The organism is Pseudomonas sp. ME-P-057, from assembly GCF_030208975.1.
In the GTDB taxonomy this organism is placed as follows: Bacteria; Pseudomonadota; Gammaproteobacteria; order Pseudomonadales; family Pseudomonadaceae; genus Aquipseudomonas; species Aquipseudomonas lutea.
The window spans coordinates 120,034-136,462 of sequence record NZ_JARVSX010000021.1; the positions used below are offsets into that span (position 1 = coordinate 120,034).

Here is a 16,429-nt window from a genome sequence, read left to right on the forward strand (position 1 = left end):
GGTGCAGGCTCTGATTGGTCTTTTGCCAGCGTTATGAAGCCGCTGAAACGTATGATGTGTCCGCGTATTGATTACAAAATGCAAAAACCAAACCAAGGCTCCGAAAAGAAGCGTTGTCCGGGGAAATGCGGGCGTTTTTTGAACGGCAGGCGCGGCGACAGTGCATGAATGGCTTGGCCCCGAACCAAAATGGGCTGATTAAACGAAAGTTCGTTCAGCTTATGCACCATTATGGGGCTTGGCTAGGCTGGCCCCATCATCGGAAAAAAGGAAAGAAGCTCGATTCTTCTTCTGGCTTGTCTTTGATGGGGCACTCGGGTCGCACGCCGTAATCATCGTTCTTGCAGGGTTGGGCGAGGCGTTTCTGCGACAGCGAGATGCGCACCAGATGAAAGGGCTGGTTGGGTGTGCGCTCAAGTACTCGCCCTGTCTGGTCAACGATCTCGACCGAAAGTTGATGGGTGCCGCGATCAATATTGGTGAGCGGAAAAACCGGGCTGCGCGTTGGCGCTGCGTAGAGTTGGCCATCGAGCAGCAACCGGTAGACATGGCCGGGTTGAAGCTCGGGTTCATTGGTGACGGTGACATTCAGGTTGCCCTGGATGTCACGGACAGTGCTATCGGGCTCGGGTGCCAGTATGCGCAGAAGCTGATAGCGGAAGATCGGGCTCGGCGCCGCCTTGACTCGTGAGACCCGATTCGGCTTATTCGCAGGCTGCTCAACCCTGTTGGTCGGCGCAATGTCGACCTTCTTTGCGTTGCGGTGGGGCTGATCGGTGAATACTCGATTGCCGTTTGCATCAACGTAGGTATAAACCTCTGCGACGGCCGTCTGGCTCAGGCTGATCAACGCGCACAGGGCAACGACGGACCGGCAAAAGCGTTTAAGGTCGTCCGGCATGGACCCGCTGCACTGTCAGATTCACCGTCTCGCTTTGCTGGATGGAGCGCTGGTTTTCCAGTACCTGCACCGCAAAACTGTGTTCTCCCCGGTCAAGCTCCAGGACCTGCAGCCGCGGAACATTGGTCGGCTGTCCGTAGGGCGCGCCATCCACGACCAATTGCAGCAGGTGTCCGGGCTGCAAGCGCGGTTCGATCGCCACGCCCACGGTAAACGAGCCGTTGTTGGCGCGAAGGGCTTCTTCCTCAGGCAGGTCTTTCAGCGCAAGCACTTGATAAGCCGTAGCGCTTTGCTGGTTCTGGTTCTGCGCCGCCGGCAGGGGCGGGGCCGGAGCGGGCACGACAGTCTCTACGCTGTTTAGTGGCGGCAGCTCGACTGTTTCGGCTTTGGTGCCGTTCGGCGGCTGGTTGCTGTACGCCGTGTTCCCGGAGGCATCCGTGTATTTGTAGATCTGCGCGGCAGCAGGCAGTGCGAATACCAGCAGCATAAGGGCGAGACATTGACGCATGAACACTCCAGGCAGCGATCAGGACAACAACAATGGTGCTGCGCTCAATGCATGGCGCGGCACCGGATCAGCATAGAGGAATACTGAGCGACGGTGTCAGTTGAGAAGCGGAGCTACGCGTCTGCTTACTGGTTTGGCGTCGTCCGGCAGAGGTCGACTGCTGCTCGCTGCAGCGCGGTCACGATGACCGGATCGTTGGCCTGTCGCTGAATTTCCGACTGCACCCAATCCGGGCACCTGGTGTCGCTGCGGTAAGGCTGAAACGCCGAGTAACTGTGCATCAACACCGGCAGCAGCGTATCCAGCCGACCCCGGATGCCATCGGTGAGACTGGATTCGGGCTTCTCGGGGGAGTGGTCGCTTTCGCGCCACTGCTTGATGCGCGCGTATTGCACCATCTTGTTGGCTTCCATCTGTGCGGTCATGAACTCCCGCACATCGTCGGCACCCAGCTTGAATTCACCCGCCCGTGATTCCGCATTCTGGATCACCTGACGCTCGCGCTCACTGTCCTGCACCGGCTTGCCGCTGTGCCATTTGCTGCGCGCGACGTCATTGGCGATTTCCAGCCTTTGCTCCATGGCCGCAATGAGCGGCTGAAGTTGCACCGGAGTCTGCTGCGCAGGAGCAGCCTGAAGGCCGGCGGACACCACGCCGCAGGCCAGAACAGCGAGTTGGAGCTTTTTAAGCATGGTTACGTCCTCACGTGCGATCGAGTACCCGCTGTTTAACACTTCGGCTTGCAGAGCGTGGTGTTACGGGTGTCCGCGCATCAAAAAACGCCGAGCCCTGACGCAAGATTGCCGGGAGCGGCGTTCATGGGTTCGGTACATGTTGATAGCGACTGAACAATGCGCGCTCGGAAAAAAGCATCCCGAAAGACGCCTGCCCAGTCAACCAAAAATCAGATTCGTCCTACAGACCAACCAGTCGCCATCCGCTAATTTGGCCTCCATTCACCTACTCGGATGCTAACTGCATCTGCCAGAAAAACCCTCGCTCCATATCAGCGTTATCTGACGGGGTTGGTCAGATAGTTGGACGCTTCGGCCGTTCATTAAGGATGACAATCAATCGGGTCAGGCTGCATTCACTTCTCGTGGTGCAGAGATGCGAGATCTACCGTGGGCGAGCTGACGCTTTTTAACCCAGCGCCCCCAGATCGGAAGAACGTATAAGCCACCAGTGGAGAAAAGTGGATATGAAAGGGTATTATCTTGTGCGAGGTGACAAAACCTCGTGCGGCGGACAAATTCTGGCGGGTTCAACTATCTTTACGCTCAACGGACACGAGCGCATCTGTGAAGGTGACCCCGTAAGCTGCGGCAAGGACGGCAACACATACGAAGTTACTGGCGGTATTGATAATTTTACCTATCACGGACGACGAGTTGCCGGCACGCTCGACAGTTTCAGTGGGTGTCCATGCAGGTCCGGGCTGCTGAACTCGATAGACAGTGCCACCTATGAAAGCGCTACGCGACCAAAGCTCTCTCCGGGAGCCGTTACGTCGCGTACGTCGCAGGTGCTTTCTACATCATCATCATCAGCGTCCACGACGTTCCCGTCAGTCCCTCCATTTGCGCCCCAGCAAGCTGCGGCCTTACCAATCGCATCGGCGCCAGTGACGGCCGCATGTACTCATCCTGATCGTATGAAGGAACTCGCCGATTACATCGCCGATGAGATGAATCGCAATATCCACCACCCTTCAGTTTTGAAAATGAGGGAATTGAACGGTTATGATTCGGTAGAGGAAACCAGAAAATATTTTGCACAGCCGTTTTACTTAACGATGGGGCATGTACCTAACTTCAATACCATCGAGCTAGCGAAAAAAGCTGAGGCGCTTGCGTTATGGACAGAGCGGGTGGGGCAAAACCGGCCTTGGGATCATAAGCCGATAATCCGTAAAAATTACGGAGGTTTTTGGCATAAGCACGGTGAGTACGACTATTACTACGATATATGGTCGAACATCCATTATGGGTATGTAGGGACTATCGGTGGGATTTCCGAAAGTGCATTGTTGGACGGTGCCGGCCTTGAGCAGATTGCCTCAGACACTCTAAGGAAAGTAAAAGAGGTGTGGAACAAGCCTAGGAACGAATGGGAGCTTCCTGGGCCTCATGCTACAGCCACCCCTCGGACTTCGTTGCGGTCGTGGGATGATGTCGCTGACAGAGTCTCCATCAGCATTGGAATTAAGCTGGCTGGAGAGTATTGGGAAGGTGGAGTAACGGCCGGTTTGATTGTGGATGAAGTTTTGGCCTTTGAGCCAACTCTTTGGGGGGATGGAGCACAGGTGCATAAATGTGAGCAAACCTAAAAAGAAATTCAGACTATTTTTTTACGCGTTGCTGATTTTATTTTTTGGCAATCTGATTTTTAAGGCTATTTGGCCATCGGTTACGGTTAGGTATCCTGCCGAAGGTGAAGGAGAGATTAGGTATATATGGAATGTTCAGGACGAGATTTATAAGGGTGGGATGAAACCTGGGGGTGTAGCGTATGATGTGGGACACTTGTTCCCGGGCGATGATTATTTTATGGAGTTTAACTGGTGGAAAAATACAGGAGGACGAAGGCACTGTGTGAGTATCACGCCCGGCTGGTTTGAGGTTCATATTCAACTGGACTTGAACGGGGAAATTGATAGGCATGAAAGCAGCGGCACCACTGTGGCACGGTTAAAGGCTTGCGAATGGGATTCCGCAAAAATGTAAGGTTTGGTAGAGGTTGTCTCCCCCCTCGATAGCCACATGGTTCATGTGGAGGCGGAATCCAGTGATGAATGCCATGGCTCTTATTTCGAAGATGGATCAACGTCCCATTTGAGTACCGACGAGGTTCAGGCTATCTGATCCGAATTAGTTTTCCACATTTTGCAAAAAGGCCTCCCGAAGGAGGCCTCTTGTTCGCGTGGCTCTCGCCGGCGCGGCTGGATCAGCAGCTGTAGTACAGCTCGTATTCCAGTGGGTGTACGAAGGTGCGCACTTTGATCTCTTCTTCAGATTTCAGAGCGATGTAAGCGTCGATGAAATCGTCGCTGAACACGCCGCCTTTGGTCAGGAACGCACGACCTTTATCCAGCTCTTCCAGGGCTTCTTTCAGGCTGCCGCACACTTGTGGAATCTCTTTCGCCTCTTCGGGCGGCAGGTCATACAGGTTTTTGTCAGCAGCATCGCCAGGGTGGATCTTGTTCTGGATGCCGTCCAGGCCAGCCATCAACAGTGCAGCGAACGCCAGGTACGGGTTGGCAGCCGGGTCCGGGAAGCGTGCTTCGATACGACGGCCTTTAGGGCTGTTGACGTAAGGAATACGGATTGAAGCAGAACGGTTACGGGCCGAGTAGGCCAGCATGACCGGCGCTTCGAAACCTGGAACCAGACGCTTGTAGGAGTTGGTCGCCGGGTTGGTGAAGCCGTTCAGCGCCTTGCCGTGCTTGATGATGCCGCCGATGAAGTACAGAGCGGTATCGGACAGGCCGGCATAGCCTTCGCCAGCAAAGGTGTTCTTGCCATCTTTGGAGATGGACATGTGAACGTGCATACCCGAACCGTTATCGCCGTACAGAGGCTTCGGCATGAAGGTAGCGGTGCGGCCGTAAGCGTCTGCAACGTTGTGCACGACGTACTTCAGGGTTTGAACTTCGTCAGCCTTCTTGACCAGCGTGTTGAATTTCACGCCGATTTCGTTCTGGCCAGCGGTTGCCACTTCGTGGTGGTGAACTTCGACGACCTGGCCCATTTCTTCCAGCGCGTTGCACATTGCGGTGCGGATTTCGTGGTCGTGGTCGAACGGTGGAACCGGGAAGTAGCCGCCTTTGATGCCTGGACGGTGGCCCTTGTTACCGCCTTCGATGTCCGCGTCGGACATCCAGGAACCCTGTTCGGAGTAGATCTTGAACATGGAGCCGGAGATGTCGGATTTGAATTTCACTTCGTCGAAGATGAAGAATTCCGGCTCAGGGCCTGCGAATACAGTGTCACCGATACCGGTCGACTTCAGGTATTCCTCGGCGCGGTGAGCGATGGCGCGTGGGTCGCGATCGTAACCCTGCATGGTCGAAGGTTCGATGATGTCGCAAACCAGAATCAGCGTAGGCTCTTCGGTGAACGGATCGAGAACGGCTGTTTCGTCGTCCGGCAGCAGGATCATGTCGGAGGCTTCGATGCCTTTCCAGCCCGAGATGGAGGAGCCGTCGAACATTTTGCCGACTTCGAAGAAGTCGTCTTCCAGCGCATCGCGGGCCGGCATGGTCACGTGGTGCTGAGTGCCTTTGGTGTCCGTGAAGCGCAGATCAATCCACTTAACGTCATGATCTTTGATGAGTTGAACCGACTTCGACATGCTGTCCTCCGGGGTGGATTAGGGCCTGGGTAGTGGTTGGCCCCTTAATTTTGGTGATGCCGGCCGCGATACTCGACCAAGGCAACCTGCCTCACAAGGGAGCAATTTGCATGCCAGTGCCCTGTGTTGGGTTTCAGGCTCAAATTGGCGTCATATCGGGCGCTAAGCGTCGCATAAATGAAAAAGTACGCACCGTTATGGTGCTGAAAGATTGTATACAGTTCCGTTTTGGTGCGCTGATGACCGGCTATACGATAACTGGTTAAACCTTGAGCAATTTCCGCTATAATCCGCGCCCCCCTTTTTCGACCGGGACCTAGCGCGCTGTTTTCATGAAATTAATCGTCAAAGTCTTCCCAGAAATCACTATCAAAAGCCGGCCTGTGCGTAAGCGTTTCATCAAACAGCTGGCCAAGAACATCCGTACGGTGCTCCGAGATCTGGACCCGGCGTTGGTGGTGGATGGCGTGTGGGACAACCTTGAGGTCGAAACCAGGGTCGAGGATGCCAAAGTCCTGCGCGAGATGACCGAGCGTCTGAGCTGCATGCCCGGCATCACGCATTTCCTGCAAGTCGACCAGTATCCGCTGGGCGACATGGAGGACATCTACGAGAAGTGCAAGCTGCACTTCGGTGACGCGATCCCCGGCAAAATATTCGGGGTGCGCTGCAAGCGGGCTGGTCACCATGACTTCAGTTCCATGGACGTCGAGAAATACGTCGGCAGCAAGCTGCGTCGGGAATGCAATGCGGCAGGCATTTCGCTCAAGGCGCCGGAAGTCGAAGTCCGGATCGAAATCCGTGACCAGCGCCTGTTCGTGATCCACAGCCAGCACAACGGTATCGGCGGTTATCCGCTGGGATCGCTTGAACAGACCCTGATCCTCATGTCAGGCGGTTTCGACTCCACCGTCGCGGCTTATCAGATCATGCGCCGCGGCTTGATGAGCCATTTCTGCTTCTTCAATCTGGGCGGCCGTGCCCATGAACTGGGCGTGATGGAAGTCGCGCACTTCATCTGGAAGAAGTACGGCAGCTCCCAGCGCGTGCTGTTCGTCAGCGTACCGTTCGAGGAAGTTCTGGGAGAAATTCTCGGAAAAGTCGATAACAGTCATATGGGCGTAGTATTGAAGCGTATGATGTTGCGCGCCGCGACCAACATTGCCGACAGGCTGGAGATCGATGCACTGGTGACGGGTGAGGCGATCTCCCAGGTTTCCAGCCAGACGCTGCCCAACCTGTCGGTCATCGACTGCGTAACGGAGAAGCTGGTCTTGCGACCGCTGATTGCCAGTCACAAGCAGGACATCATTGACCTGGCCGACCAGATCGGCACAGGCGATTTTGCCCGGCATATGCCCGAATACTGCGGCGTGATCTCGGTTAACCCCAAGACTGCAGCCAAGCGCAACCGGGTTGAACACGAAGAAAAAGCGTTCGACATGGCTGTGCTTGAGCGTGCGCTTGAAAACGCTCGTCTGGTGCCGATCGATCGTGTGATCGAAGAACTGGGCGAGGACGTTCAGGTTGAAGAAGTCGGCCAGGCGCTGGCAGGGCAAGTGGTTATCGACATCCGCCACCCGGATGACGCTGACGACCACCCGCTGGACCTGGCTGGTATCGAAGTACAAACGCTGCCGTTCTTTGCATTGAACAGCCGTTTCAAGGAACTGGATGACACGCGCCAGTACCTGCTCTATTGCGACAAAGGCGTCATGAGTCGCCTGCATGCTCATCATCTGCTCAGTGAGGGGCATGCCAATGTGCGCGTTTATCGACCGAGCTAAGTGCCCGGGGCTGTTTGCCTGTGGCTTGCGTCACCGGCCCCCCGACACCAGTCGTCAGCCGTAACGGCTTTCGCCGGCTCCACCGTTCATAGCTGCCTACACTAGTCAGCTGACCGAATCCTCTGATCGAGATACACAAGTGATCGAAAATCTACGCAACATCGCCATCATTGCTCACGTTGACCACGGTAAAACTACCCTCGTCGACAAGCTTCTGCGCCAGTCCGGCACCCTTGAGCGCAACGAGCTCAACGACGAACGCGTGATGGACTCCAACGACCAGGAGAAAGAACGCGGTATTACCATTCTCGCCAAGAACACCGCGATCAACTGGAATGGCTACCACATCAACATCGTTGACACCCCTGGCCACGCCGACTTCGGTGGTGAAGTAGAGCGCGTGATGTCGATGGTTGACTCCGTTCTGCTGCTGGTTGACGCTCAAGACGGCCCTATGCCGCAAACCCGCTTCGTGACCAAGAAGGCTTTTGAAGCCGGCCTGCGTCCAATCGTCTGCATCAACAAGGTTGACCGTCCAGGCGCTCGTCCAGACTGGGTTCTGGACCAGATCTTCGACCTGTTCGACAACCTGGGTGCTACCGAAGAACAGCTGGATTTCAAAGTCGTCTACGCCTCGGCCCTGAACGGCATTGCCGGTCTGGATCACACCGACATGGCTGAAGACATGACGCCGCTGTACCAGTCGATCGTCGACAACGTCCCTGCGCCAAAGGTTGACCGTGACGGTCCGTTCCAGATGCAAATCTCGGCACTGGACTACAACAGCTTCCTGGGCGTCATTGGTGTTGGTCGTATCGCCCGTGGTCGCGTCAAGCCGAACACCCCGGTTGTCGCGATCGGTGCTGATGGCAAGAAGCGCAACGGCCGTATCCTGAAGCTGATGGGTCACCACGGTCTGCACCGCATCGACGTCGAAGAAGCAGCCGCTGGCGACATCGTTTGCATCAGCGGTATGGATTCGCTGTTCATCTCCGACACCCTGTGCCACCCGGACGCGGTCGAAGCGATGAAGCCGCTGACCGTTGACGAGCCAACCGTTTCGATGACCTTCCAGGTCAACGATTCGCCATTCTGCGGTAAAGAAGGCAAGTTCGTGACCTCCCGTAACATCAAGGAGCGTCTGGACAAAGAGCTGCTGTACAACGTTGCTCTGCGCGTTGAAGAAGGCGACTCGGCTGACAAGTTCAAGGTCTCGGGCCGTGGTGAGCTGCACTTGTCGGTACTGATCGAAACCATGCGTCGCGAAGGCTTCGAAATGGGCGTCGGCCGTCCTGAGGTCATCATCCGTCAGGTTGACGGCGTGAAGCAGGAACCGTTTGAAAACGTAACCATCGACACCCCTGAAGAATCCCAGGGCAAGGTCATGGAAGAGATGGGCCTGCGTAAGGGCGACCTGACCAACATGGTGCCGGATGGCAAAGGCCGTGTTCGTTTGGAGTACAACATCCCTGCTCGCGGTCTGATCGGTTTCCGTAACCAGTTCCTGACCCTGACCAACGGTGCTGGCATCCTGACTTCGATCTTCGATCGTTACGACACCATGAAGTCCGGTGACATGTCTGGCCGTCAGAACGGCGTTCTGGTTTCGGTTGAAACCGGCAAGGCACTGACCTACTCCCTGGAAACCCTGCAGGCGCGCGGCAAGCTGTTCGTCGAGCACGGTCAGGAGATCTACAACGGTCAGATCGTCGGCCTCAACAGCCGCGACAACGACATGGGCGTGAACCCAACCAAAGGCAAGAAGCTCGACAACATGCGTGCTTCGGGTAAAGACGAGACCATCGCTCTGGTTCCACCTGTTCGCTTCACCCTGGAACAGGCTCTGGAATTCATCCAGGACGACGAGCTGTGTGAAGTGACGCCTAAGTCGATCCGTCTTCGCAAGAAGATTCTGGACGAAGGCGAGCGTACCCGCGCTGCCAAGAAAGCCAAGGCGTAACTAGCCCCGGCTGAACGAAAACGCCCCCGGTCGAAAGGCCGGGGGCGTTTTTGTTTGTCTGAGTTTTGGTTCGGCCGGTGTCGATGCTGTGAGGGCGATGTCGCTCAATGCGGCCCCTTCCCGGCTAAAGCCGGTCCCACTGAGGTCCACGCGCCTTTGGTAGGACCGGCTTCAGCCGGGAAGGCGTACGCGAACTCTGCAGGGGTCTTAGAACTTCAACGGCACCCGGCCGGAGTTTGAGTTCAGAGTACCTGTGCTTTCGCGCACAACTTCCTTCGGCTTGTACGCGCAGTAACCAGGGCGTGGGCCGATTTTCGGGTGGTTGCGGCAAGTGTCAGGGCGCTTGTCGTAGATGGTGCACAGCCGGCTTTTACGGTCCAGATACAGGCAGTCGTTGTTGCTCATGCGCTGCAAGGTGAAAATCCCGGACTTCTGATTGAAGCGCTCGACGACCCCTTCCTTCTGCAGGCGCTTGGCGATGTTCTTGGGATTGTCCCCCTGCTCGAACTCGTCAACGATGCCAATGCGGATCAGGTCCTTGATCTTCACTTCAACCGGCAGCGTGCAGCAACTGGAAATGCAGCCTCCGCACATGTAGCTGGAGTATTTCTGCCAGGTCTCGATGCGGTCGAGTTCTGCAGCGGCGATCAAGGTGGGTTTCATGGGTCTGTGCTTCCGGGTGTATCGGGCGCGCGATCATACCGGTCCGCGCGCGTTTCCCCTACGGCAAAAACAAGCGATGCGACTGTCGGCTGTTACTTGGGCGATCTGTGATGACGTTTGTTCAGATGAGCACGGTGTTTGCCAGCGCCTCGATTTGCTCCTGACGCTCCGTCTGGTTGAGCTTTGCGCCCGGGTTCAAGGATGACCATTGCGGGTGTGCCCTGGCTTTATGCAGCGCCTCCGGCAGTTTGCCTTCGCGCCAGGTCTTGTCCTGTGGAGCGGTCAGCTTGATGCTCTCCATGGCGGCATGCCCACGCACTTCGAGCGCTTGCAGCAGCAGCCGCTGGCGCAGAGCCAGTAATCTCAGCACTGCGTCGTCAACGGTCAGTTCGCGTTGGCCCTTGAGTTTGCCCATCAGCCGGCCGCCATAGCTGCGCGCCGTTTGCAGGGCGCCGCCGGCAATTGCGCCGACCAATGCCGCCGCCCCCAGTGTGACGCCGCCGACCAGCAGGTCAACGCCCGCGCCAGCCGCCGCCCCCGCAGCAATGCCGCCGCCCACTCGAACGCCGAGCAGCTTAAGGGTTTCAGGGTTGAACAGATCGTCGCCCCAGCGCCCATCCAGCAATGGCAGGTCACTGGCTGAGGCGTCTTCGCGACGAAACCCGTAAAGCTTGAGCAGCGACTCGACGCAACGCTGCTCCCGCTGCCGCACGGCTTTGCGCAGATCAGCAATGGCGGCCTCCACCAGTCCGTTTTCGGTGGCGACGCTTCTGCGACAGGCTGCGCAGTCCAGCAACAGCTCGGCGATCAGCCTTGCCGCGCTCAGCCGACGAGCTTCACGCTGGGCCTGCTGATCGGCAATAAGACGCTCAAGCCGTCCCCGTGAGGTTTCCAGCAATAGAGCGAGGCTTTCATACAAACGGCGCTCGCCGTCTTCAGGTGGCGCAACGCTGTCGAACCGCACCAGTGCGTGCAGGCCCAAGCGCGCCAAGGCTTCCCGCCAGTCAGGTTCGCGCTGTTGCGGGCTGGTGACGAAGTTGAGCACCGGCAGCAGAGGTTTGCCGCAGCTGGCGAGTACGGCCAGTTCGTCGCGATACTTGGCCAGCACCGGCTCGCGCGCGTCGATGACGTACAACCCAGCGTCCGACGCGAGCAACTGGCGAAGCACTTTTGCTTCCTGCTCAAAACGCTGGCGCGCTTCGCTCCCCTCAAGAAAGCGCCCAAGCCGCGCCGGACCGTCGAGCCGTTCGCCGGGCCTGTCCAGGCGTTCAAGGTAATCGAGCAGAGCGATGGCGTCCTCAAGCCCTGGCGTATCGTACAGCTCCAGCAGTGCCTCGCCGTCAACCGACAAGCGTGCGCCTTCAACGTGTCGCGTGGTGCTCGGGCGGTGGGAGACTTCACCAAAGCCGACATCGCGTGTCAGCGTGCGCAGCAGTGAAGTCTTGCCGACGTTGGTATGGCCGACCACGGCCAGTTTCAGTGGTCGAACAATGTCCTTGTCAGTCATGTCCGCTCTCCAGCCAGGTCAATGGCGCGCTGTCGGTCCAGTTCAGTTCGAGCTGCTGCAACCCGCTGTGCCAGTCATCCACTCGGTCGGCGTCCAGTATTTGTCCGTCGGGCGCGGGCAGTAGCCAGATACGCGTCGCTGTCGCGCAACGCGCCAGCTCTGCGATCAATGCCAGGCTGCCACGATCAGGGGAGCGACGCGGGTCACACGCGATGACGAGGCGGGCAGGGGGAAAGCGTGTCAGTTGGTCGAGCAGCGTGCGCCGCGATTCGCGTGAGTCGAGAACGCCAGCGTCAGTCACGTTTTCAGGAAGCGCGGGCGGCCAGGGATGTTGATTATCCAGCTCGATGGCGAGCAGCAGCGCACCCTGACTCTGGCTTGCCGCTGGACCGGTCTGCACGGCGTGAAGCTGCGCCGGGGCAGCATCATTGATGCCCAGCCGTTCGCTGCTTGGCATCAGACGCTCGCGTAACTCGACATAGCCGGGGTGGTTCAGATCAAGGGCCAATGCACGGCGGCCGACATGCCAACGCACATAGCACAGCACGGTCAGGATCAGGCGCGGCAGGATGCCGAAAACCATGAGCACGCCGACCAACCATCCTGCCCATGCCTGACGCGCGTTTTCGATAGACAGCGCACTGTCGCCGCTGGCGCGAATCATGGCCTCGGTCGGCACGCTGAAGCCCACCAACGAAGGAATCGCTCCCAGGCCTCGGGTCAGGCTGACAAAAGTGTCACTGCCCAGAATGGTGGTTTCCCAGACGAAGCCGTAGCGCCGGGTGGCCATCAGTAAAACCATGATTGTCAGGGCGCTGAGCAAGGCCAGCAGCCAGAGACCATTGACGCACGTGCCCAACAACCAGCGATTCAGGCGCTTGCGCTGCAACAGCAGAATCAGCGCGGGGGCCAGTTGTGCCGCCTGTGCATCGCGCGCCAGCTTCTCGCTGAGCCACAGCCAGAGTCGACCAAGGCCGGCCGTGCTTTTCCCGGCGAAAAGCACGCCGCTTATCCAGCTCATCAGCAAGATCAGATTGAAGCCGAGCAAACTGCCCAAGGCCCAGAACACATTGACGGGCGCCTGTCCGTCGCCCAATGCGGCGAAAGCCAGTCCGGCGCCGCTGACCACCGCGAACACCGCCAGCCCGATCAACGCCAGGCGCGCGCCTTGTTTCCAGTGATGCAGTGCCTTGCGCATGCCGTCCCGTTCGGCGAGCCACAGGGCGCGGTGTTTGATCCGGGTTTGCAGGTCGCCGCCGCTTGCACGCGCACGGCGGTTGGCTTCTTCATCGTCGAGCAGGCCCGCGTGTTCTTCGCGCAGGCGTACGGCTTCGGTCAGCCAGAGTTCGTCAAGGGGAGTCAGTGCAGTCACGCGGCGTCTCGTCGGTAAAATCGTAGGTCAGCATAACCGGTGTGGCTGCCGTCGGGCAGCGAGCGGGTTTGGTCCTTGGACCGCGCGGCAAGCGAATGTGCTGGGGCCGGGCGGTCTGATATCCTCGCCGGCATGAAAAAACATCTCCCCCTGAGCCTGATCGCCGCACTCGCTGAAAACCGGGTCATCGGCATCGACAATTCCATGCCTTGGCACTTGCCAGGGGACTTCAAGTATTTCAAAGCGACCACCCTCGGCAAGCCGATCATCATGGGTCGCAAGACCTGGGATTCCCTGGGCCGTCCGTTGCCGGGCCGGTTGAATCTGGTGGTCACACGCCAGCAGGATTTGCAGCTTGAAGGCGCCGAAGTCTTTACCTCTCTGGACGCGGCAGTGCATCGCGCTGAGGAGTGGGCGCGCCAGCAAGGGGTCAGCGAAGTGATGCTGATCGGCGGCGCACAACTTTATGGCCAAGCCCTCGAGCGCGCTGACCGCCTGTACCTCACCCGCGTGGCGCTGAGTCCCGAAGGCGATGCGTGGTTCCCGGAGTTTGACGAGGGTCAGTGGACGCTGGTGTCGAACACAGAGAACCCGGCGCTCGACGATAAGCCTGCGTACAGTTTCGAGGTTTGGGAGCGAATCTGATATCGCGATCGCTATCGCGATCGCTATCGCGAGCAAGCTCGCTCCTACAGGAGGAATGCCGTCAACTGTAGGAGTGGGCTTGCTCGCGAAGATGGTATTTCAGCCGGTGAAGATTTAGGGGATGTACCGGCCTATTCGCGAGCAAGCTCACTCCTACAATTTTGAGCAGCCAAGCCCTGTCACACAAATGTCGTTTTCTCGTCATCTGGCGCGAATGGCGATTCCAGTGACGCCCTCGGAACGGACACGGTCGCTGACGCATCAAACTTGTAACGGCTTTTTGCTACGGTCCTTCTTCGAACCAACAACCGGGGAGCGGACCTACTATGAAACTTGCGCCAACATTGCTGGCCGCTGCGATTTATCTGTGCTGTGCCACTCAAGTGTCTGCCACCGAGCTGACCCACTGGCCCGCCCCTGCGGCCAAGCAGCTCAACGCGATGATTGCGGCCAATGCCAACAAAGGTAACTTCGCCGTTTTCGACATGGACAACACCAGCTACCGCTACGACCTGGAAGAGTCTCTGCTGCCGTTCATGGAAAACAAAGGGCTGATCACCCGCGATTCGCTCGATCCCTCTCTCAAGCTCATCCCGTTCAAGGACACCGCTGACCATAAGGAAAGCCTGTTCAGCTACTACTACCGGCTCTGCGAAATCGACGACATGGTCTGTTACCCATGGGTCGCGCAGGTGTTCTCCGGCTTTACCCTCCAGGAGCTCAAAGGTTATGTCGACGAGCTGATGGCATCGGGCAAACCGGTGCCGAGCACGTATTACGAAGGCGACGTGGTCAAGACCATCGAAGTGCAGCCGCCGAAGGTTTTCACCGGCCAGGCCGAGCTGTACAACAAGCTGATGGAAAACGGCATCGAGGTGTATGTGATGACGGCGGCGTCGGAGGAGCTGGTGCGCATGGTCGCCGCCGATCCCAAGTACGGCTACAACGTGAAGCCGCAGAACGTCATCGGTGTGACCACGCTGCTGAAGAACCGTCAGACGGGTGAGCTGACCACTGCACGCAAGCAGATCACTGCGGGCAAATACGATGAGAAAGCCAACCTCGGGCTTGAGCTGACGCCTTACCTGTGGACGCCGGCGACCTGGATGGCAGGCAAGCAGGCCGCGATTCTCACCTATATCGATCAGTGGAAAAAACCGGTTCTGGTGGGAGGCGATACACCTTCCAGCGATGGCTATATGCTTTTTCACAGTGTCGACGTCAGCAAAGGCGGCGTTCACCTGTGGGTCAATCGCAAGGACAAGTACATGACCCAGCTCAACGGCATGATGAAGACCAACGCCGAGGCTCAGGCCAAAGAGGGCTTGCCGGTAACGGCAGACAAAAACTGGGTGATCGTCAAACCGGAAGAAATTCAGTAAGCCGTCTCATCGCGCGGCACGGCGGTTGCCGTGCCGCGCATGGTCAGGCCCATAACGTGCGATACGCACCGTCGGCATCATGTTCGGCGGCCTGTTTCGCGGTGTTGAAGCGGCGACCGCCCCTGGGGTCGGTTCCGTAGCCAGCGATGTACAGCCAGTTGCCCTGATTGCTGTAGACGTCGTAATCGACCAGCTGTGCTTCGAACCACGCGGCCCCGGCGCGCCAGTCGCCCTTCAGGTCGAAAATCAGGTAACTGGCGACGATCTGGCGCATTCGGTTGGACAGGTAACCGGTTGCCGCTAATTCCCGCATACCGGCGTCAATCAACGGCTCTCCGGTCTCGCCCCGACACCAGCGCGCAAACCCCTGTGGGTTGTGGCCCGGTTCGCTGCTGCCCTTCAGGCCGCTGGCGCGGTACAGCAGGCGACCGTATTTCAGGTGCAGCAAGCGAAAGTAGTCACGCCACAGCAACTCGAAATAAATCCAGTACGTGCTGTCGTTGGCGCCGTGTTCGGCCTCGAAAGCCTTCAATGCCTGAGCAATCTGCGGCGCTGAAAGCGAACCACGCGCAAGCCAGGGCGAAAACTTGGTGGAGTCGTCCACAGCGCTCAAGGTGTTGCGCGTGGCTTTGTAGCTGTTCGCCAGCCCCCGGCTGAAATACTGCTGCAGGTGCTCGATGGCCGCGTGCTCGCCGCCGTGAAACGCCTGGTTCTGATAAGGAAATGCCGAGCGTGAGTCCAGAGGCGCAGGCGGTTGCAGCGTGGTCGAGTCAATGCTCACGCCATTGGGCAGCGCTGGAATAGTGGTCGGGGCCGGTATGACAGTGCGCGGCGAGGCGTGAGCTTTTTCCACAAGACGTCGAAAGCTGCTGAATACGTCAGGCAGCTCCTCGACCGCCATCGGGAGTTCATCCAGCGTAAACAGTGTCGACTGCCAGTGATCTTCCACGGTCAGTCCTGCCGCGCGGAGGGCTTGCACCTGTGCATCCTCTTCCGGCGCTGCGATGTGTTCGCAAATAATCGTATCGATACCCAAGTCGTGGGCGAGCGCGACAAGGCGTGCGACGGACTCGCCCTTGATCTGCATCAGCGCGCTGCCCCGTGCGCTCAACTGCCCGGCCAATGCGCTGACCGCGGTCTGCTCGAAATATTGGCGGTGGGCACCGATACGCTCGAATCCCCATGGCGTTGTAGTTGCCACGGGTGTGCAGTAAACCGGCAGGAGCGTGGTGGCAAGCTCACATGCATGGCTGAAGGCAGGATTGTCGGCAAGCCTGAGGTCCTGACGGAACCAGTAGATCAACGTATTCATGAGGGCGGTCTCAGCGGCTATGGATCAGGCCTTGATCAG

General features: G+C 58.1%; 14 protein-coding genes. 6 read left to right on the forward strand and 8 right to left on the reverse strand.

Annotated features, from left to right (window positions below):
• Positions 1-256: 256 nt before the first annotated feature.
• The 3 genes from QRN48_RS11700 to QRN48_RS11710 form a co-directional block, all read right to left on the reverse strand.
• Complete coding sequence (locus tag QRN48_RS11700) at positions 257-901, reverse strand: DUF4124 domain-containing protein (RefSeq protein WP_191944675.1); 645 nt, start codon at positions 899-901, stop codon at positions 257-259.
• Positions 885-1,409, reverse strand: a complete 525-nt coding sequence (locus tag QRN48_RS11705; RefSeq protein ID WP_191944674.1) for a DUF4124 domain-containing protein — start codon at positions 1,407-1,409, stop codon at positions 885-887. The genes QRN48_RS11700 and QRN48_RS11705 overlap by 17 nt, the downstream gene beginning before the upstream one ends.
• Before the next feature lie 125 nt (positions 1,410-1,534).
• A complete protein-coding gene (locus QRN48_RS11710) occupies positions 1,535-2,101 on the reverse strand; it encodes a chorismate mutase (RefSeq protein WP_285350731.1) in 567 nt (188 codons plus the stop codon).
• Positions 2,102-2,610: 509 nt separating this feature from the next.
• Here QRN48_RS11710 and QRN48_RS11715 point away from each other — a divergent pair.
• Together QRN48_RS11715 and QRN48_RS11720 are read left to right on the forward strand one after the other, a co-directional pair.
• Positions 2,611-3,738, forward strand: a complete 1,128-nt coding sequence (locus QRN48_RS11715) for a polymorphic toxin type 44 domain-containing protein (RefSeq protein WP_285350732.1) — start codon at positions 2,611-2,613, stop codon at positions 3,736-3,738.
• Positions 3,725-4,135: a hypothetical protein gene (locus tag QRN48_RS11720; protein ID WP_276209564.1), complete on the forward strand. Its 411-nt coding sequence runs from the start codon at positions 3,725-3,727 to the stop codon at positions 4,133-4,135. The genes QRN48_RS11715 and QRN48_RS11720 overlap by 14 nt, the downstream gene beginning before the upstream one ends.
• A gap of 220 nt (positions 4,136-4,355) precedes the next feature.
• Here QRN48_RS11720 and glnA read toward each other — a convergent pair whose 3' ends face one another.
• Positions 4,356-5,762 (reverse strand): glutamate--ammonia ligase, encoded by a 1,407-nt coding sequence (gene glnA / locus QRN48_RS11725; protein WP_037018763.1) that lies wholly within the window; start codon positions 5,760-5,762, stop codon positions 4,356-4,358.
• A 332-nt stretch (positions 5,763-6,094) separates the two neighbouring features.
• Between glnA and thiI the strand changes: the two genes are divergently transcribed.
• Both thiI and typA read left to right on the forward strand, forming a co-directional pair.
• Positions 6,095-7,549, forward strand: a complete 1,455-nt coding sequence (gene thiI, locus QRN48_RS11730) for a tRNA uracil 4-sulfurtransferase ThiI (RefSeq protein ID WP_191944672.1) — start codon at positions 6,095-6,097, stop codon at positions 7,547-7,549.
• A gap of 139 nt (positions 7,550-7,688) precedes the next feature.
• The gene (typA, locus tag QRN48_RS11735) at positions 7,689-9,509 is read left to right on the forward strand and encodes a translational GTPase TypA (protein ID WP_037018768.1); all 1,821 of its coding nucleotides are present in this window, start codon (positions 7,689-7,691) and stop codon (positions 9,507-9,509) included.
• 207 nt (positions 9,510-9,716) lie between these two features.
• Here the strand turns inward: typA and QRN48_RS11740 are convergent, their stop codons facing one another.
• The 3 genes from QRN48_RS11740 to QRN48_RS11750 form a co-directional block, all read right to left on the reverse strand.
• Positions 9,717-10,172 (reverse strand): YkgJ family cysteine cluster protein, encoded by a 456-nt coding sequence (locus QRN48_RS11740; RefSeq protein ID WP_037018771.1) that lies wholly within the window; start codon positions 10,170-10,172, stop codon positions 9,717-9,719.
• 121 nt (positions 10,173-10,293) lie between these two features.
• A complete protein-coding gene (locus QRN48_RS11745) occupies positions 10,294-11,664 on the reverse strand; it encodes a GTPase/DUF3482 domain-containing protein (protein WP_285350873.1) in 1,371 nt (456 codons plus the stop codon).
• 7 nt (positions 11,665-11,671) lie between these two features.
• Positions 11,672-13,051: a DUF2868 domain-containing protein gene (locus tag QRN48_RS11750; protein WP_285350735.1), complete on the reverse strand. Its 1,380-nt coding sequence runs from the start codon at positions 13,049-13,051 to the stop codon at positions 11,672-11,674.
• Positions 13,052-13,183: 132 nt separating this feature from the next.
• On the opposite strand from QRN48_RS11750, the gene QRN48_RS11755 reads away from it, so the two are divergent.
• Both QRN48_RS11755 and QRN48_RS11760 read left to right on the forward strand, forming a co-directional pair.
• The gene (locus QRN48_RS11755) at positions 13,184-13,696 is read left to right on the forward strand and encodes a dihydrofolate reductase (RefSeq protein WP_191944670.1); all 513 of its coding nucleotides are present in this window, start codon (positions 13,184-13,186) and stop codon (positions 13,694-13,696) included.
• Between the two features lie 326 nt (positions 13,697-14,022).
• The gene (locus QRN48_RS11760; protein ID WP_191944669.1) at positions 14,023-15,078 is read left to right on the forward strand and encodes an HAD family hydrolase; all 1,056 of its coding nucleotides are present in this window, start codon (positions 14,023-14,025) and stop codon (positions 15,076-15,078) included.
• Positions 15,079-15,121: 43 nt separating this feature from the next.
• On the opposite strand, the gene QRN48_RS11765 is transcribed toward QRN48_RS11760, so the two are convergent.
• On the reverse strand, positions 15,122-16,390 hold the full coding sequence (locus tag QRN48_RS11765; protein ID WP_285350738.1) for a DASH family cryptochrome: 1,269 nt from the start codon (positions 16,388-16,390) through the stop codon (positions 15,122-15,124).
• Positions 16,391-16,429 lie beyond the last annotated feature (39 nt).